13 protein-coding genes and 1 pseudogene are annotated in these 17,369 nt (G+C 68.0%); 7 read left to right on the top strand and 7 right to left on the bottom strand.

What is annotated here, in order from left to right:
* Window positions 1-25: 25 nt before the first annotated feature.
* Window positions 26-1,282: an MFS transporter gene (locus Q0Q48_RS08090; RefSeq protein ID WP_295136438.1), complete on the top strand. Its 1,257-nt coding sequence runs from the start codon at window positions 26-28 to the stop codon at window positions 1,280-1,282.
* Here Q0Q48_RS08090 and Q0Q48_RS08085 read toward each other — a convergent pair.
* Both Q0Q48_RS08085 and Q0Q48_RS08080 read right to left on the bottom strand, forming a co-directional pair.
* The gene (locus Q0Q48_RS08085; protein WP_295136435.1) at window positions 1,200-2,135 is read right to left on the bottom strand and encodes a division plane positioning ATPase MipZ; all 936 of its coding nucleotides are present in this window, start codon (window positions 2,133-2,135) and stop codon (window positions 1,200-1,202) included. The two genes, Q0Q48_RS08090 and Q0Q48_RS08085, sit on opposite strands and share 83 nt — an antisense overlap.
* Window positions 2,132-4,243, bottom strand: coding sequence for a molybdopterin oxidoreductase family protein (locus Q0Q48_RS08080; RefSeq protein ID WP_295136433.1), 2,112 nt, complete (start codon window positions 4,241-4,243; stop codon window positions 2,132-2,134). The genes Q0Q48_RS08085 and Q0Q48_RS08080 overlap by 4 nt, the downstream gene beginning before the upstream one ends.
* Before the next feature lie 80 nt (window positions 4,244-4,323).
* On the opposite strand from Q0Q48_RS08080, the gene Q0Q48_RS08075 reads away from it, so the two are divergent.
* The gene (locus Q0Q48_RS08075) at window positions 4,324-5,592 is read left to right on the top strand and encodes a hypothetical protein (protein ID WP_295136431.1); all 1,269 of its coding nucleotides are present in this window, start codon (window positions 4,324-4,326) and stop codon (window positions 5,590-5,592) included.
* Window positions 5,593-5,609: 17 nt separating this feature from the next.
* A complete protein-coding gene (locus tag Q0Q48_RS08070; protein ID WP_295136429.1) occupies window positions 5,610-7,253 on the top strand; it encodes an AMP-binding protein in 1,644 nt (547 codons plus the stop codon).
* Window positions 7,254-7,689: 436 nt separating this feature from the next.
* Here Q0Q48_RS08070 and Q0Q48_RS08065 read toward each other — a convergent pair whose 3' ends face one another.
* Window positions 7,690-9,444 (bottom strand): ABC transporter transmembrane domain-containing protein, encoded by a 1,755-nt coding sequence (locus tag Q0Q48_RS08065; protein ID WP_295136426.1) that lies wholly within the window; start codon window positions 9,442-9,444, stop codon window positions 7,690-7,692.
* On the bottom strand, window positions 9,441-9,746 hold the full coding sequence (gene cyaY, locus Q0Q48_RS08060; protein WP_295136424.1) for an iron donor protein CyaY: 306 nt from the start codon (window positions 9,744-9,746) through the stop codon (window positions 9,441-9,443). Before cyaY ends, Q0Q48_RS08065 begins: the two co-directional genes overlap by 4 nt.
* A 127-nt stretch (window positions 9,747-9,873) precedes the next feature.
* Between cyaY and rpmE the strand changes: the two are divergent.
* Window positions 9,874-10,086 (top strand): annotated as a pseudogene (gene rpmE, locus Q0Q48_RS08055) (50S ribosomal protein L31); the annotation flags it as partial.
* Between the two features lie 119 nt (window positions 10,087-10,205).
* Window positions 10,206-12,248 carry a molybdopterin-dependent oxidoreductase gene (locus Q0Q48_RS08050; protein WP_295136422.1) on the top strand — a complete coding sequence of 681 codons (2,043 nt, stop codon included), beginning with the start codon at window positions 10,206-10,208 and terminating at the stop codon, window positions 12,246-12,248.
* A 110-nt stretch (window positions 12,249-12,358) separates the two neighbouring features.
* On the opposite strand, the gene Q0Q48_RS08045 is transcribed toward Q0Q48_RS08050, so the two are convergent.
* From Q0Q48_RS08045 to Q0Q48_RS08035, 3 genes are all read right to left on the bottom strand, one after another.
* Window positions 12,359-12,676: an antibiotic biosynthesis monooxygenase gene (locus Q0Q48_RS08045; protein WP_295136420.1), complete on the bottom strand. Its 318-nt coding sequence runs from the start codon at window positions 12,674-12,676 to the stop codon at window positions 12,359-12,361.
* A gap of 79 nt (window positions 12,677-12,755) precedes the next feature.
* Window positions 12,756-14,225 (bottom strand): DUF2252 domain-containing protein, encoded by a 1,470-nt coding sequence (locus Q0Q48_RS08040; protein WP_295136418.1) that lies wholly within the window; start codon window positions 14,223-14,225, stop codon window positions 12,756-12,758.
* 21 nt (window positions 14,226-14,246) lie between these two features.
* The gene (locus Q0Q48_RS08035; protein ID WP_295136416.1) at window positions 14,247-15,668 is read right to left on the bottom strand and encodes an MFS transporter; all 1,422 of its coding nucleotides are present in this window, start codon (window positions 15,666-15,668) and stop codon (window positions 14,247-14,249) included.
* Between the two features lie 115 nt (window positions 15,669-15,783).
* On the opposite strand from Q0Q48_RS08035, the gene Q0Q48_RS28680 reads away from it, so the two are divergent.
* Complete coding sequence (locus Q0Q48_RS28680; RefSeq protein WP_366915274.1) at window positions 15,784-16,836, top strand: AlkA N-terminal domain-containing protein; 1,053 nt, start codon at window positions 15,784-15,786, stop codon at window positions 16,834-16,836.
* Window positions 16,829-17,347, top strand: coding sequence for a methylated-DNA--[protein]-cysteine S-methyltransferase (gene ogt / locus Q0Q48_RS08020; protein WP_295136414.1), 519 nt, complete (start codon window positions 16,829-16,831; stop codon window positions 17,345-17,347). The genes Q0Q48_RS28680 and ogt overlap by 8 nt, the downstream gene beginning before the upstream one ends.
* The last annotated feature ends 22 nt before the right edge of the window (window positions 17,348-17,369 follow it).

Below are 17,369 nucleotides of genomic sequence, written 5' to 3'. Positions count from 1 at the left end.
CGCGCGTTCGCGCCAACATTGAAGCATGACCGGAAACGCCCCCTCCTTCGCCACGCTGCTGCTGCGCGTCTTCGTTCCGTTCGCGCTGGCCTATTTCCTCTCCTACATTTTCCGCGGCGTGAACGCGGTGATCTTCCCGTATCTCGAGCGGGATGTCGGAATCAGCGCAGGCGACCTCGGCCTCCTCACCTCGGCCTTCTTCCTGTTCTTCGCCGGCTGCCAGCCGATCTTGGGCGTCATGCTCGACCGCTACGGGCCGCGCCGCGTGCAGGCGTTGCTGCTGGCGATGGCGGCGGTGGGCTCGGCGCTGTTCGGCCTCAGCCTGTCGCTCGGCGAGCTGATCGTGGCCCGCGTGCTGATCGGCCTAGGCTTCGCCGGCGGTCTGATGGCCGCCATCAAGGCGATCACGCTCTGGTATCCGCCCGAGCGCTGGGGGCTGATCACCGGCTTCCACATGATGGCGGGCGGCCTGGGCTCGATGGCCGCGACCCTGCCGATCCAATGGTCGCTCTCGATCATCAGCTGGCAGGGCCTGTTCTTCTGGCTGGCGGGGCTCTGCCTGGTCGTCTCCGCGATCCTGTTCACCGTCGTGCCGGAGCGCGGCACGCCGAAGGCCCCGGGAACGCTGCGCGACCAGTTCCGCATCACCGGCATCGTGCTGACCAACGGCTTCTTCTGGCGCATCCAGCCGCTGCTCACCTTCCAGCAGATGGCCTTCATCGCCGCGATCACCCTGTGGATCGGCCCCTGGCTGCGCGACGTCGGCGGCTTCGCCAGCAACGAGACCCGGGCCGACATCCAGCTCTACACGACGGCGGTGATGACCGCGGGCTTCGCGCTGAGCGGCGTGCTGGCCGGCGCCTTCCGCCGCATCGGCGTCAGCGATTTCGCCTCGGCCAACCTCGTCAGTGCGCTCTTCACCCTGGTCTGCGCCTGGCTCGCCTTCCTGCCGTCCTTCTACCCGGTCGCGGCCTGGCTCCTGTTCGGCTTCCTCGGCGCCTATCCGATCCAGTACATGCCGCTGCTGGCGCGCTCCTTCCCGCCGCAATATGCAGGACGGGTCAGCACCAGTTCCAACTTCGTGGTCTTCACGGTGATCTTCGGCGGTCAGTGGGCCATCGGAAAGGTCGTCGACCTGTGGCCGCGCACCGCGACGGGCTATTCACCCGACGGTTACTCCTGGTCGTTCGGCCTGCTGTTCATCCTGCAAGCGGCGGGGCTTCTGTGGCTTCTTCTGTCGCGGGCGCGTCCGCTTCTGCAGGAGCGACCCCCGGCAGGTTGAGCGCCATGACGAGGTCGCGTACTTCCTGGCGCGCGGCAACATGGCTCAAGGTCAACGACGGCCCGGCGCCGCCGCTGCGCTTCAGGTCGAGCAGCGTGAGCCCCATCAGGAAAAGCTCCTTGTAGATCACGCGCTCGCTGAGACCCGCGGCGACCCGGAACCCGATGCGCTTGGCCAGCGCCTCGATCACATTGCCCATGTCGCGCTTGTTACGTGCCGCCAGCGAAGACAGGCGGTTGCGCATCACGATCCAGTCGACCGGCCGGCCGCCCTCGATGGCGCGTATCTGGCGCTGCTTCCAGACCGCTTCCGCATAGATCGACGGCCGCACGATCTTCAGCGTGTCGGGATCGACCCGGGCCAAGAGATCGAGGTCGATGAAGCTGTCGTTCAGCGGCGTCAGCAAGGTATCGGCCCAGGTGTGGGCCAGCCGGCTGAGATGGGTGTCACTGCCCGGCGTATCGATGATCACGAAGTCGGCCGCGCCGACCGCCGGTTCGAGCGCAGCCGCCAGCCGGGCGCGCTCGTCCGCCTCGGCCTCGCGGCGATCGTTCAGGGTCGAGATCATCACCGGCGTGTGCAGCGGCATCGGCAGGTCGATGCCCTTCTTCGCGGCGTAGGCCGCGCGGTTCTCGATGTAGCGGCTGAGCGTTCCCTGCCGGGCATCGAGGTCGAGCGTCGCCACCCGCGCGCCATCCCTCATCAGCGACACGGCGATGTGCAGCGCCGTCGTCGACTTGCCCGAGCCGCCCTTCTCGTTGCCGATCACGAGGACGTGGCCACGGCCCTCGATCCGAGGAGCCTGTGTCTGGGCGATGCTCGGATTGGGCGCTGGTTGGAATCCCTCGCTCACGAGGCTTTGCGGATCCAGACGGCGGTGTCGTGGAACACCGCGCCGCCATTGGGCCAGCCAGGATCGGCGGAGGTCAGCGCATTGATGCCGATGCCGGTCTCGAAATTGCGGTTGGGCCAGATGCCCTCGACCACGACGACACCCTTCTGCTGGCCATTGCGCGGCTTGGCATTGACCACCGTCTTTCCGCGTTCGTTGCCGATCTCGAGACGATCCCCCTCCACGATGCCCATCGCGAGGCAGTCGTCGGGATTCATCAGCGCCGTCGGCCGGACCTCGCGCTTCTGCGAACTGGGCGTCTCGGTGAAGGTCGAGTTGAGGAAGGTGCGCGCCGGTGCCGCGACCAGCCGGAACGGCTTGTCGTCGGTGGCATTGTCGATCACGTCGAAATGGTCGGGCAGGACCGGCATTTCCTTGCCGCGCCCGCCATAGGCCGCCCAGTCGGGCTTGAAGCGGAACTTCTTGTCGGGCCAGGCGAAGCCGTCGAGGAAGTGCGACGTCTCGAAGCCAAGGTGGAAGTCCTGGCCGCCCTTCTGCCAGTTGGTCTCGGCATCCCACATGCCCGAGACCTTGAGCGTTTCGTCCATGATCTCCCATGGCGTCATGTCGAAGCCGCGGTGCTGGGCACCCAGGCGCTTGGCGAGTTCAGAAATCACGAAGTGGTTCTCGCGGCACTCGCCCGGCGCGTCAATCACCGCCTTGGTCACCTGGAAGAAAGTGTGGCCGCTGGCTGTGTAAAAGTCGTCATGTTCGAGGAACATGGTGGCCGGCAGCACGATGTCGGCGAAGGCCGCCGTCTCCGTCATGAACTGCTCGTGCACGCAGCTGAAGAGGTCCTCGCGCTTGAAGCCCTTGTGCACGAGCTCGAGTTCCGGACAGACCATGGCCGGATTGGTGTTCTGGATCAGCATGCCGGTGACCGGCGGGCCGTTCTTCAGTGCCGCGGCATCGTTGGTCAGGATCGGCCCGAGGCGCGACTGGTCGAGATCGCGGATCGACGGATCGACCACGTCGAGCCCTTCGATCAGCGTCTTGTTGATCGGGTACATGCCGGTGTGGCCGTAGAGGGCGCCGCCGCCCTTGTACTGCCACGCACCGGTGACCGCCGGCAGGCAGGTCACGGCATGCATGTTGGCCGCCCCGTTGCGGCTGCGGCTGAAGCCGTGATGGCAGCGGATGAAAGAGGCCTTGCTCTGCCCGTAAAGGCGCGCGAACGCCACGATCTCCTCGACGGAAAGCCCGGTGATCCTCGACGCCCATTCCGGCGTGCGCGACGCCACATGCGCGGCCAGCTCGTCCGGCGCGTCGGTGTACTTCCGCAGGTAATCCCAGTCGGCATAGCCCTCCTTGAAGAGGACATGCATCACACCGACCGCCAGCGCACCATCGGTGCCGGGACGCACCGCGAGATGAATGTCGGCCTGGTCGGCGGTGCCGGTGCGATAGGGATCGACCACGACGAGCTTGGCGCCGCGCTTCTTCGCCTTCATCGCGTGGGTCATGACGTTGACCTGGGTGTTCACGGGATTGCCGCCCCAGATCACCACCAGCTCGGCATGCTCGTCGATCTCGCGCACATCGGCGCCACGCTTGGCACCGACGCCGGCAATCCAGCCCGTGTCGGACAGGGTCACGCAGATGGTCGAGAAATAGCGCGAATACTTCATCGCATGGCGCAGGCGGTTGATGCCGTCGCGCTGCACCAGGCCCATCGTGCCGGCATAGTAATACGGCCAGATCGTCTCGCTGCCGTGCTGGCGCGCCTTGGCGATGAACTGCTCGGCCACGATGTCGAGCGCGTCCGACCACGAGATCTCGGCGAACTGCTTCGAGCCCTTCGGCCCGACCCGGCGCAGCGGCTTCATCAGGCGGTCGGGATGGTGGATCCGCTCGGCGTAGCGCGCGACCTTCTCGCAGATCACGCCCGCGGTGTAGTCGTTGCGCATCGAGCCGCGAATACGGCCGATCCTGGTGTTGCTCAGCCTCTCGACATCCAGCGCGCAGGTACTCGTGCAATCGTGCGGGCACACCGACGGAACAGTCGTCGTGCCGGACTCGTGCAGCTTGGCGCGGCCTACCGGCGGGTAGGCATGATCGTCGGGTGACATGTGGACGCTCCGCGAGAAGTGCCGCAGCATACAGTCCGGCCACCGGCCATGAAAGCGGCCTCAGGGAGTGGAAAGTCAGCGTGTCTTCTCAGGCTTGGGTCTCCGTGGGCGCCGTTCGCCGCGCCACTGCTGCCGATGCCGAGGGCATCGCGCGACTTTTCCCCAGCCTGCCGCCCGTCGCCTCGACCAGCGATACGCGAGCGATCTTCGTGATCGACGGCGAGACCGCACTCCTCGGCGCCGTGCAGCTCGAGCAGGCCTCCGACCATCTCGCCGTCGGCCCCCTGGCAACCGTGTCCGACGGCGAACGCCACGAGACCGCACGCGTGCTGATCGCTTTCGCCGAAATGACGGCGCGTGCCATCGGCCTGCGCGAGGTGCGCCTGAGGGACGGCGCCGTGCCGACGGGCCTGGCGACGTCGCTCGGTTACCGCGAAGGTGCAAGGCGCATCCGCACCGGCAAGCTCGCCCGCATGGTCGACCATCTCGAGGCGCTGGGCGTGCCGCTGTGGCGCGATGGCGCCGCGCCGTTCGATCTCACTCTCTACTATCGCGGCGTGTGGGCGGCGATGGCGTTGCTGGTCGGCTTCGGCAGCATCACCCTCGCCGTCTTCGGTTCCGGCGAGGTGACGCTGCTGCATGTCCTCGGCCCCGCCCTGCTCTGCCTGGCCGCGTCCGCCTTCGCCTTCGTGCAGGTCTGCCTGATCGCGATCGCCGCGCGACGGCGCGCCCCCGTGCCGATCGCCCTCGGCATCTTCGTGGCCGCGGCGCTGTCGATCGCCGGCATCGGCGGCCTCCTCTACGAGCGGGCCGTGCCGTCGGTCGGCGAACTCTGGGCGATCTATACCGGTGACGAGGCCCTCGACACGCTCGCCGTCAGCGTCAGTCCCGACGGTACGGCGCTGAGCGTCGAAGGCGCCTACGGCACCGGCAGCGCCGCCGCCGTGCGGCAGGCGCTGGACAGGCATCCCTCGATCCGTCGCGTCGTCCTGGCCGGTCCGGGCGGGCGCATCGGCACCGCCTTCGAGATCAACCGCATGATCCGCAACCGCAAGCTTGCAACGCGTGTCGACACCGGCTGCGCTTCCGCCTGCACCATCGCCTTCCTCGGCGGCAACGATCGCTCGATCTCCGCCACCGGACGCCTCGGTTTCCACCAGGGCAGCTTTCCCGGCATGGGCCCGAACGACCTGTACGAAAGCAACCGCGACATGCGGCGCTTCCTGGTCTCAAGCGGAGTCACGCCCGAGTTCGCGCAGCGCGTGATCGACACGCCCTCCGACGAAATCTGGACGCCGACGCCGCAGGAACTGCTGGCCGGCCGCGTCGTGCAACGCGTAAATCGCTGACGGAGGTACCTTTCGGCATGATCCCTCGCGGTCTTTCCTACGACGACGCCATGAAGCGGTTCCGCTGGCCCGCTCCCCAGCGGTTCAACATCGGACGCGCCGTCTGCGAGCGCCACGCGCCCGACACGCTGGCGATGATCGTCGAGAATGCCGACGGCTCGGTGCGCAACTGGACCTTCGGCCAGCTCCTTGCCGCCAGCTCGCGCCTCGCCAATGCGCTGGTCGCGCGCGGCATCGGCAAAGGCGATCGCGTCGCCGTGTTCCTGAGCCAGGGTGCGGAGCTGACGCTCTGCCATCTCGCCGGCTATCGCATGGGCGCGGTCGTGCTGCCGCTGTTCACGCTGTTCGGCGAGGAGGCGATCGAATACCGGCTGGCCAATGCGGAGGCCTCGGCCGTCATCACCGACATGAGCCAGCTGCCGAAGCTGCTGGCCGTGCGCGACCGCCTGCCCCACCTCAAGACCATCATCGTGATCGGCGCCGGCGCCCATGGCAGCGCCTTCCTCGACTGGGACCGGCTGCTGGGCGCCGCCTCCGACCGCTTCGCCACCGTCGACACGGCAGCCGAGGATCCCGCGCTGCTGATCTACACGTCCGGCACGACGGGCCAGCCCAAGGGCGCGCTGCACGCCCATCGCATGATGCTGGGCTGCATTCCCGCCGTGGAGCAGTGGCTGGGCCACTGGCCGCGCGGTAACGAGGTGATGTGGACCCCGGCCGAATGGGCCTGGATCGCCGGGCTCTACGACGCGCTGTTCCCCGCCTGGTACTACGGCACGCCGGTGCTGGCCCATCGCTTCGCCAAGTTCGATCCCGAGCGTGCCTTCGCCATGCTGGCCAAGCACCATGTCGGCGTGAGCTTCATCCCGCCGACCGCGCTCAAGATGATGCGGCAGGTCCACAAGCCGCGGGACCGCTGGAGCTACGACATCCGCGCGATCTCGACCGGCGGCGAGGCCATGGGCGAGGAGCTGCTGAGCTGGGGCCGCGACACGTTCGGCACGACGATCTCGGAGGGCTACGGCCAGACCGAGATGAACCTGATGCTGCTGAACTCACCCGACTGGTTCGAGGTCCGCCCCGGCTCCTGCGGCCGCGCCTGCCCCGGCCGCAGGGTCGCGATCGTCGATGGCGACGGCAACGTCCTGCCGCCCGGCCAGGAAGGCCAGATCGCGGGCTGGCGGCACGACCCGATCGTCATGCTCGAATACTGGCGCAACCCGGAAGCCACCGAGCGCAAGTATGCCGGCGACTGGCTGCTGACGGGCGACCTCGGCACCATCGACCAGGACGGCTACGTCTTCTTCAAGAGCCGCGACGACGACGTCATTACCTCGGGCGGCTACCGCATCGGACCGGGTGAGATCGAGGAATGCCTGATGAAGCATCCCGCGGTGGCGATGGTCGGGGTCGTGGGCGTACCCGACCGGCTGCGCACGGAGATCGTGAAGGCCTTCGTCCAGCTCAGGCCCGAGATCGCGCCCACCGACTCGCTCAAGGCCGACCTGGCGGGCTTCGTGAAGACCCGGCTGGCCGCGCACGAATATCCGCGCGAGGTCGAATTCGTGCCGGAACTGCCCCTCACGACGACCGGCAAGATCCTGCGCCGCGAACTGAGGCGCCGCGAGGCCGAGCGCGGCGTGGTCGTTCGACTGCGTTAGAGGCCTTCCGTCTCGCTTCGAGCCATTCACCTCATCTTGAGAGGTTGGCCGGAAATGAATTGCACTTACCTCATCCTGAGGAGCCGCGCGAAGCGCGGTGTCTCGAAGGAGGGGCAACAGACGCGGTGCTCGTGCCCACCCTTCGAGACGCTCACTGCGTTCGCTCCTCAGGGTGAGGTCGATGTTGGAACGGTCGACTGATTCAATCCCGCCCGGAAGACTCTAAGTCAGGAGCGTCTGGACGCTTTCAGCGAGGCTGTTCAGGAGCGTGGCGAGGCCGATCAGGGCCGCGGGCCACCATGAGAGGAAGCGGGTCGCAGGGTCCGTGGAGTACATGATGATCTTCAGGTCTGAAATGAGGTTCGTAATATGGATTAACCATATCCACCACTTCATTGAAATTCAACGATTTTATCGACAGACCTAAAGTGAAGTCTCAGCTGGCGGCTGTCGATACGTTGAACTGCAGCTCCGCCAGCCGGGCGTAGAGGCCGCCCCGCCCCACAAGCTCGGCATGGGTCCCGACATCGACCACCCGTCCCTGGTCGAGAACGACGATGCGGTCGGCCTTCTGCACCGTGGCCAGGCGATGGGCGATGACGAGGGTCGTGCGGTTGCGCATCACCCGGTCCAGGGCCTGCTGGACCGCCAGCTCGCTCTCGGCATCGAGGGCACTCGTCGCCTCGTCGAGCAGCAGCACGGCCGGGTCGCAGAGCAGAGCCCGGGCGATGGCGATGCGCTGCCGCTGCCCGCCCGAGAGACGCACGCCTCGCGCGCCGAGGTCGGTCGCGAAGCCATGCGGCAGGGCCTCGATGAAGCCCAGCGCCGAGGCCGCCTCGGCGGCGGCCCGCACCTCGGCATCGCTGGCGTCGGGCCGGCCATAGCGGATGTTGTCGGCGACCGACGTGCTGAACAGGGTCGGATCCTGCGGGACCACGGCCAGCGACCGCCGGAGGTCGCCCAGAGCCAGATCCCTGATGTCGATGCCGTCGAGGCGGACCGTGCCCTTCTCGGGATCGTAGAAGCGCAGCAGCAGGTTGAAGGCGGTCGTCTTGCCGGCGCCCGAGGGACCGACGATCGCCACCGTCTCGCCGGGCGCGATCGCGAGGTCGAAGCGATCGAGGGCGAGCGCGTCGGTGCGCGTCGGATAGCGGAACGAGACGTCTTCGAAGGCCACCGCTCCCCGGACCGGCTTCGGCAGCGTCCTGGGGTTGACCGGCTCGGCGATCGAGGGCGGCTCGGCGCGCAGCTCCGCCAGCCGCTCGGCGGCACCCGAGGCGCGTTGCAGGTCGCCGATCGTCTCGCTGATGGCGCCGCCCGAACTGGCGACCAGGACCGCGTAGAAGACGAAGGCCGAGAGATCGCCGGCGCTGATGCGGCCGGTCAGCACGTCGTGGCCGCCCATCCACAGCAGGAAGCCCACCGCCGAGAACACGATGAAGATGACCAGCGTGGTCATGATGGCGCGACGCGACACCCGCCGCGTCGCGGCCACGAAGGCCCGCTCCGTCGCCTCGCCGAAGCGCTGCGCCGCCCGGTCCTCCTGGGCGAAGGCCTGCACGGTGCGGACCCCGTCCAGCGTCTCGGCGCCCTCCGACACCATCTCGCCCATGCGGGCCTGGGCCTCGCGCGACAGCGCCCTCACCTTCCGGCCGAACACGACGATGGGCACAACGGTGAGCGGCACGACCGCGAGCGTCCACAGAGCGAGCTTGGGATTGGTCACCACCAGCATCACCACGCCGCCGAGGCACATCAGCGTGTTGCGCAGCGCCACCGAGGCCGAGGAACCGATCACCTGCTCGATGAGCTGCGCGTCGGCCGAGATGCGGCTCATCACGTCGCCCGAACGCTTGATCTCGAACCAGGCCGGCCCCAGCCGCACGACGTGGTCGAAGAGATCGCGGCGCAGGTCGCCCACGACCCGCTCGCCCAGCCAGGAGACCAGGTAGAAGCGCGCGCCCGAGGCGATCGCCAGCACGACGGCGACGGCCAGCAGCGAGGCCAGGGCGTAGTTGAGGATGTCCGGCCGCCCCTGGGCGAAGCCCCGGTCGATCAGGGCACGCAGGCAGGCGCCGAACGCCAGCACCGTCCCCGCCGCGACCAGCAGCGACAGCAGCGCCAGGATCGTGCGGCCGCGATAGGGTTTGAGATAGGGCCCCAGCAGGGCCAGTCCGCCGAACCGGTTCATGGCGCCTGCCACGCCAGTTCGACGCCCAGTTCGGTGCCCAGGACCTCGAGCAGCTCACCGCCACCCCTTGTGTCCTGCCAGCGTCCGCTGCCCTCGTCGAAGGCATAGTGCCGGGCGCCGCTGACCGGCGAACTCAGCCAGATTTGCCGGGTGGGCGCATGTTTGTTGACGATCCAGGTCCCGGCGTCCCCCTCGACCGTCAGGATGCCCCCGTGGAGTTCGGCGTCGACATGGTCGCCCAGCGCCTCCTCGAGGGTGGCGAGCAGGCTGTCTGCAAGGGTTTCGAAGGCTGAATCGCTCATGGCTGGCCGGTCTACAAGCCATGACGGGGCCGTACAACCAGCTTGTCGCCGCTCCCCGGGGAATGTATATCCCCGCCCTTATTGCGCCGGCCGGTCGGAATCGGCCCTGAAGCGCTGGAGAGATAGTATGCAAGAGAAGATCCACCCCGACTACCACACCATCACGGTGGTGATGACCGACGGCTCGTCCTTCGAGACGAAGTCGACCTGGGGCAAGGAAGGCGCCACCATGCGTCTCGACATCGATCCGAAGACGCATCCGGCCTGGACGGGCGTGCGCCAGAGCATCGATCGCGGCGGCCGCGTGCAGCGCTTCCGCAATCGCTTCGGCATGATCGGCAGCGACAAGACCGATCCGGCCAAGGCAGAAGCCAAGCCCGACGCCGAGACGAAGTAAGCCCTCTTCTTATTTCGACTTCTGCTAAACTACAGCCGCGATACCCTTCGGGAGGCGGCGTAGTGAAATCTGTCAGAGTTGTCTGTGCTCACGATTGTCCCGACATGTGCTCGCTCATTGCACATGTCGACAACGGTAAGGTCGTGCGCATCCAGGGTGACCCCGACCAGCCGTACACAGCTGGTTTTGCCTGCGGCAAGGTCAACCGCGACAGCGACCTGGTGAACTCTCCCGAGCGCATCGCCACGCCGCTGCGCCGCACCGGGCCCAAGGGCTCGGGCCAGTTCAAGTCCATCACCTGGGACGAGGCGCTCGACGAGATCGCCGGCCAGTGGAAGACCATCATCGCGGAGAGCGGCCCGCTCTCCATCCTGGGCTACGCCTACTCCGCCCATCAGGGGCTGATGAACCGCGGCCTGGTGAACGGCCTGTTCCATGCGCTCGGCACGTCGCGCCTGCAGGCCGGTACGGTCTGCGACACGTGCTGCGAGACCGCCTGGGAGATGACGGTGGGCCCGGTGGGCGGCGCCGATCCTGAATCGGTCATCTATTCCGACCTGGTGATTTCCTGGGGCGCCGATCTGGCGGCCACCAACGTGCATTTCTGGGCGCTGGCCGAGAGCCAGCGCAAGAAGACCGGCATGCCGATCGTCGTGATCGATCCGCGTCGCACGCGCAGTGCCCGGGCCGCCGATCTCTACCTGCCGATCCGGATCGGCACCGATGCCGCCCTGGCGCTGGGCGTCATGCACATCCTCGTGCGCGACGGGCTGGCCAACCGCGACTACATCGACGTTCATACGCTCGGCTTCTACAAGGTCGAGCGCGAGGTACTGCCGAAGTTCACGCCGGAACGCACGGCCGAGATCACCGGCCTGCCCGTGGCGGACATCGAGAAGCTCGCTTCGATGTACGGCCACGCCAAGGCCGCGCTGATCCGGCTCGGCGAGGGCATGACCCGCCTCACCCATGGCGGCCAGGCGCTGCGCAGCGTGGCGCTGCTGCCGGGCGTCACCGGCCATTACGGCGTCAAGGGTGGCGGCGCGCTGCTGCTCACGGCCGCCTCGTGCGACCTCAACTATGCGGCGGTGCGCAAGCCCTCCGGGCCGGCGACGGCGCGGATGGTGAACCACCTGCGTCTCGGCGAAGAGCTCCTCAACATGAAGGATCCGACGATCCGTTCGCTGTTCGTGGCCGCCAACAATCCGGTCGTGACCTGCCCCGAAGTGCACAAGGTCCGGAAGGGCCTGATGCGCGAGGACCTGTTCACCGTCGTGCACGACCCGTTCATGACCGACACGGCGCGCTATGCCGACATCGTGCTGCCGGCCGCGAACTATCTCGAGACCGACGATCTCTACCGCGCCTACGGCGCCTACTGGATGCAGTGGGGCCAGAAGGCGGTCGAGCCGGCGGGCGAAGCGCGTTCCAACTTCCATGTCGCGCAGGCGCTGGCGCAGCGCATGGGCATCACCGACAGGATCTTCACCCTGTCGCCGCGCGAGGCGGCCGAGGAATTCTTCAAGGGCTCGACCGGCCCCGCGTCAAAGGTCGACCGTGACGAGCTGTTCGCCGGCGTGCCGCTCAACATCAAGCACGACTGGGACGGCCAGCCCTTCAAGACGCCGTCGGGCAAGCTCGAATTCCATTCCGAGCAACTGGCCAAACAGGGCCTGCCGCCGATGCCGGACTGGGAAGCCGATCCCGTCGAGGCCGAGGAGGCCGCGAAGTGGCCGCTGCGGCTCCTGACGGCGCCGGGCTACTTCCAGGCCCACACGGCTTTCTCCGGCGTCGGCTTCCTGCGCGAGCGCGAGGGCAAGCCCTTCTGCATCCTGCACCCCGACGACGCCGCGAAGCGCGGGCTGAAGGATGGCGCCCCGGTGCGCGTGTTCAACGACCGCGGCGAGATCGGCCTGATCCTCAAGGTCGCCGACGAGGTCCAGCCGGGCGTCCTCCTGGTGCCCGGCCAGCGTCCCGTGGGCGAGGCCATCTCCGGCACGATCAACATGCTCTGCTCGGACCGCTACAGCGACATGGGCGAAGGCGCGACCTACCAGAGCACCTGGCTCGAAGTCGCTCCCTGGAAGGACGCGGCGGCGGCCTGAAGAAGGATCAAAGATCCCTCGCTACGCTGGGATGACAGGATTTTTGGATCGGCGCACGGCGCAATTTCCAACAACATTGTCATCCCGAACGAAGTGAGGGACCTTTCCTTTCACTGACAGACGAAGCGGTGCTGCGTGCGCTCGCGCTTCGCCAGCTTCGGCAGCGCCTGCTCCACGATGAGCGCCTTGAAGTGCGGCGTCTCCTGGTGGGAAGCGAAACCCGCCTCGTCGCGGAACACCTCGTAGAAGAAGAACTTCCCGGGCTCCGCGATCGAGCGATGGATCTGGAAGGCGAGTACCCAGGGCTCGCGCTGGGCCTGCGGCAGGTACTCGCGGACGATCGCCGCGACGGCGTCGGCCTCGGAGGGGATGGCCTCCCAGAACGCCGTGACGACGAGCCCGTCTTTCAGTGAATGAAGATCGACCATGTGTGCTTCTCCTGTCGTTGCTGACGGGAAGGTTCTAGGTCGGCCGCCCGCGCCGTCGTTTCGGTCGAGGTCGAAGCGACTACTTCACCATCTCCTGCGCGGCGACCCGGATGCGGCCGGTGCGGCGGGCCTTGTCGAGCGCCTCGTGGTCCTCGTCGGTCTGTTTGGAATAGGCCATGGCGAACTTGCCGATCGCCTCGTCGAGCGCATCGCCGTTGCCGCAGTAGCCGGCGATCATGGCGGGATCGCCCGACTTGGCATGCGCCAGCGCCAGGGCCCAGCCGCACAGGGTGCAGTACTCGACGAAGCCGTCGATGCCGCTCGTGTCGCTCTCGTTGAACTTGATGCTGCCCTTCATGTCGGCGAGCTGGCGGACGTAGAAATCCTTGCCGTCGCCCTCGCCCCAGCCGAGGAAGATGTCGGGCGAGCCCTGCGTCAGCCGCTGGCCGACGACGACCCGCCTGCCCTGGTTCTCGAACCTCAATTGCTGGTCGACATAGGGCGCAAGAACGGACGCCTGCGCCTGCTTCACCTGCAGGAAGAGCGGATCGTCGGGATCGTGGCCTTGCAGCAGCAGGATCCAGCAGCCCGTGCCGACGCTGCCGACGCCAACCACCTTGCGGGCGGAATCGACGATGCGATAGCGCGACAGCAGCATCCGCCGGTCGATCGGCAGCGACGCAACATAGGCCTGGAGCATCATGTCGAGCGCTTCATTGGCCGGGGTGCCCGCCGCCGTATGCGTCTCGCGCACGACGAGCGGCACCTCCTCGATGATGCGGTGCTCGCCATCGACCTGCTCGGTCAGCTTCTCCAGAACGCTGACATGTCCCTTGGCGCGGGCCTTGTCCATCAGCCGCTCGGCGCCGCGTCGCGCCCGCGGGGACAGGGTGTCCAGCACCGCGCGCTCGTCGATCCGGTCGTACCAGATGTCGAGATAGCCCATGTCGGCGTAGCGCCGCATGCGCTTGCGGTAGGAGCGCACGATCGCCTGCGCCGCCTCCTCCGCCACGACGCGATCGCCGCCCATGAAGCGCACGGCAACCGCGCCGCTGGCGGCGAGGCGCTTCAGGTCCCATTCCCAGGGGCCGGGATGGACCTCGTCGAAGTCGTTGATGGCGAAGATCAGGTTGCGCTCGGCCGAGGCGAAAACCCCGAAGTTCGAGACATGCATGTCGCCACACGCCGCAACGCCCATGCCAGTGACCGGCGTGGTCGACAGGTCGGCCGCCATGACCGCCGCCGAGCCGCGCAGGAAGGCGAAGGGCGAGGCCAGCATGCGCGCGAACCGCACCGGCACCAGCTTCTGCACCCGGCTTTCGTTCTGCGCCTCGAGGATGGCGACCGGATCGGGGCGATCCGAAGCCTTCTCGAAGCGGGCGTGCGACGCGCGCGGCACCTGCGCGCGCAGGGCCTTGCCGGCCTGCATACGCTCTTCGAGCGTCGGCCGTGGCGCAACGAAGCTGTCGCGCAGAGACATGTTGTCGATCGCCGTATTCAAGCGCTCGTAGGTCCGGTCGATGTTCGCCTGGATCTTCACCACCGCCATGGTCGCCCCCGCTCCCGAAATTCAACGTCGCATTGTGGCCTTGTTAGCATCTGCGCGACCGGCGATCAGCGCCAGGCGAGCGCCGGCGACAACCGCCACGAGGGCAACCGACACGAAACTCGCCGGCACCCAGAAGGCCGCATGGGCGATGCCCTGCGTGTCGAGCCCGCGCGCGAGCCCCGACAGGGTGGCGACGATGCCGGCCGCCGCGGCTCCGAGCGCAAAGCCGGTCTGCTGCACGGTCGCGACCGCGGAGGCAGCGAGATCGCCCTCTCCTGCCCTGGCGCCGCCCATCAACCGCTGCACGCCGAAGCCCCAGCACGTGCCGATGCCCAGGCCCACCAGGGCGATCAAAGCCGGCAGGACGACGACCGGCCGGGCCGGCATCAGCACTGCCACGCCGGCCAGGCCCACTGCCATCGCCAGCGGCCCCGCGCTCAGCAAGCGCCCGGCGGCTCGGGGCGACCAGCCCGAGACGACCAGCGAGGCGACGGTCCAGCCCATCGAGGCGCCGGCAACGGTATAGCCCGCCGCCAGCGGATCGAACCCGTGCAGGGTCCGCAGGAAGATCGGCACGAAGATCGAGAGCGGGCTGTAGGCGATCGAGACCAGCAGCGCGAACCACATGGCGACGCCGGTGGTGCTCCTCAGCGAGAAGGAATCGCTCGGGAAGAGCGGCGCGCCCGACCGGCGATCGAGCAGGATCATCGTCACCAGCAGCACGACCGCCGTCAGGAAGAGTCCCGCCTTGGCGGCCGCCAGGGTGACGACGCTGGCCGCCGACATGGTGGCGATCGCCAGACAGATCAGCACGATGCGCCCCATCGGAATCGCCCGTCCGGGTCTTCCCGTGTCGGCGGTGGCCCGTGGCAGGGCGCGGGCTGCCACCAGGGCCAGCAGGGCCGCGAGACCGGTCACGGCATAGAAGGCTCCGCGCCAGTTGCCCCAGATGGCGAAGGCTCCGCCCATCAACGGGCCGATCAGCACCGACATGCTCCAGGCGCCCGAAAGCAGCGCGGCGACCCTCGGCCACATCGGCTCGGGAAACGACTTGCCGACCAGCACATAGGCCATCGCCGACAACACGCCGCCGCCGAAGCCCTGCACGAAGCGGCCGGCCACCACCGTTTCCATCGACGGCGCCACGGCGCAGACCAGGGCGCCGGCGCCGAACACGACCGCTCCCGCACAGAAGGCCGCACGGGCACCGAGCTGCGCCGTGAGGCGGCCGGTGCAGGTTGCCGCGACGATCGACGAAGCGAGGAAGGCCGTGGTCGGCCAGCTCATCATCGCCGTGCCGCCGACCTCCTCGACGATGCTCGGCAGCACCGTCGCCAGCATGAGCACGTTCATCGAATGCAGGAGCACGCAGCCCACCAGCGCCACCAGAAGGGGCAACCATTCGCGCTTCAGGAGCGCCGACCAACCGACCGTCACCGACATGGCCGGCGACTGATCATTTTCCCGGGCCCCGGTCAAACGATGGCCCCGGAGAGCGTGTGACCATCGGGTCCGAAAACCGCGAGCGCGGCCCGCACGCGCGTGGAAGGATGGCCCCATGGAATTGCTCGACCGCAGGACCTACTACCGCGCCTTCCAGAGCCGCGACGCCCGCTTCGACGGGCGCGTGTTCGTCGGCGTCACCTCGACCGGCATCTACTGCCGGCCGGTGTGCCCGGCCCGCACACCCAGGTTCGAGAACTGCCGGTTCTTCGCCTCGGCCGCCGCCGCGCAGGAGGCGGGCTTCCGGCCCTGCCTGCGCTGCCGACCCGAGATCGCCCCCGACCTGGCCTTCTGGCGCGGCACCGCCAACACGGTGAGCCGCGCGCTGGCACTGATCGCTGATGGCGCGCTCGACGAGGACGAGGCTAGTATCGAAGCGTTGGCCGAGCGGCTGGGGGTCGGCGGCCGGCAGCTTCGCCGCCTGTTCCAGCGCCATCTCGGCGCGTCGCCTGTCGCGGTGGCGCAGACGAGGCGGGTGCTGTTCGCCAAGCAGCTGCTGCACGACACGCGCCTGCCGATGGCGGAGGTGGCGTTGGCCTCGGGCTTCGGCAGCGTTCGGCGCTTCAACGAGACGTTCCGTTCATTGTTCGACCGGCCGCCGAGCGCGCTACGGCGCAGGAGCGGCGCCGATACCTCGGCCAGGGACGGCGTCACGTTGAAGCTCGCCTACCGCCCGCCGTACGACTGGCCCGGGATGCTGGCGGCGCTCGCCGCCCGGTCGGCGCCCGGCACGGAATGGATCGAGGAAGACGTCTGGCACCGCCGCATCGAGCTCGACGGCGAACGAGGCAACGTCGCCGTCGCTCATCTGCCGGAGCGCAATGCCGTCGCGGTCACCATCCGCTTCCCGTCGGTCAAGGCGCTGCCGGCGATCGTCGCGCGCGTGCGCCGCGTATTCGACCTCGGTGCCGACATCGCCACCATCGACCGCCATCTCGCCCGCGACCCGAAGCTCGCGCCGCTGATTGCGAGGCGCCCCGGCCTGCGGGCGCCAGGGGACTGGGAACGCGACACGCTAACCATCTCCGTCGACGAAGGAGCACCCCCGGCCTGGCGGCCCTGGCACGCCTATGCCGCCCAGCATCTCAGGATGGCCCGTCATGGCTGAGCATTTCGACTTCCGGATCGATCGTCTGGCGACGCCGGTCGGCGAGCTGCTGATTGTGGCCGACGCCGAGGGCCGCCTTCGCACCATCGACTGGACCGATCACGAGGCGCGCATGCGTCTCCTGCTCGACCGCTACTACGGCAAGGGGCGCTATTCGCTCTCGGCCGCGCGCGATCCGGGTGGGCTGACGACGGCGATGCGGTCGTACTTCCAGGGCGACATCGCGGTCATCGACACGCTGCCGGTCGAGATGGCCGGCACACCCTTCCAGAGAAGCGTGTGGCAGGCGCTGCGCAGGATCCGCCACGGCACGACGATCAGCTACGCCGAGCTGGCCGCGCGCATCGACAAGCCCCGCGCGATCCGCGCCGCCGGGCTTGCCAATGGCCAGAACCCGATCAGCATCGTCGTGCCTTGCCATCGCGTCATCGGCAGCAACGGCACCCTGACCGGATACGGCGGCGGCCTGCCGCGCAAGAAGTGGCTGCTGGAGCACGAAGGCGCGCTGTAGGCGCTCCAATTCACGCTGACAG

The sequence above is a fragment of the uncultured Reyranella sp. genome (genome assembly GCF_945957355.1).
GTDB lineage: Bacteria > Pseudomonadota > Alphaproteobacteria > Reyranellales > Reyranellaceae > Reyranella.
This window is presented reverse-complemented; position numbering and strand designations above follow the sequence as displayed.

What these genes read in the sequence shown, in the direction of transcription:
- cyaY (WP_295136424.1), bottom strand. Translation starts at nt 9,746, where the DNA reads ATGAGCGATTCAGCCTTCGAAACCCTTGCAGACAGCCTGCTCGCCACC.
- ogt (WP_295136414.1), top strand. Translation starts at nt 16,829, where the DNA reads ATGGCTGAGCATTTCGACTTCCGGATCGATCGTCTGGCGACGCCGGTC.
- Q0Q48_RS28680 (WP_366915274.1), top strand. Translation starts at nt 15,784, where the DNA reads ATGGAATTGCTCGACCGCAGGACCTACTACCGCGCCTTCCAGAGCCGC.
- Q0Q48_RS08040 (WP_295136418.1), bottom strand. Translation starts at nt 14,225, where the DNA reads ATGGCGGTGGTGAAGATCCAGGCGAACATCGACCGGACCTACGAGCGC.
- Q0Q48_RS08035 (WP_295136416.1), bottom strand. Translation starts at nt 15,668, where the DNA reads ATGTCGGTGACGGTCGGTTGGTCGGCGCTCCTGAAGCGCGAATGGTTG.
- Q0Q48_RS08090 (WP_295136438.1), top strand. Translation starts at nt 26, where the DNA reads ATGACCGGAAACGCCCCCTCCTTCGCCACGCTGCTGCTGCGCGTCTTC.
- Q0Q48_RS08045 (WP_295136420.1), bottom strand. Translation starts at nt 12,676, where the DNA reads ATGGTCGATCTTCATTCACTGAAAGACGGGCTCGTCGTCACGGCGTTC.
- Q0Q48_RS08065 (WP_295136426.1), bottom strand. Translation starts at nt 9,444, where the DNA reads ATGAACCGGTTCGGCGGACTGGCCCTGCTGGGGCCCTATCTCAAACCC.
- Q0Q48_RS08080 (WP_295136433.1), bottom strand. Translation starts at nt 4,243, where the DNA reads ATGTCACCCGACGATCATGCCTACCCGCCGGTAGGCCGCGCCAAGCTG.
- Q0Q48_RS08070 (WP_295136429.1), top strand. Translation starts at nt 5,610, where the DNA reads ATGATCCCTCGCGGTCTTTCCTACGACGACGCCATGAAGCGGTTCCGC.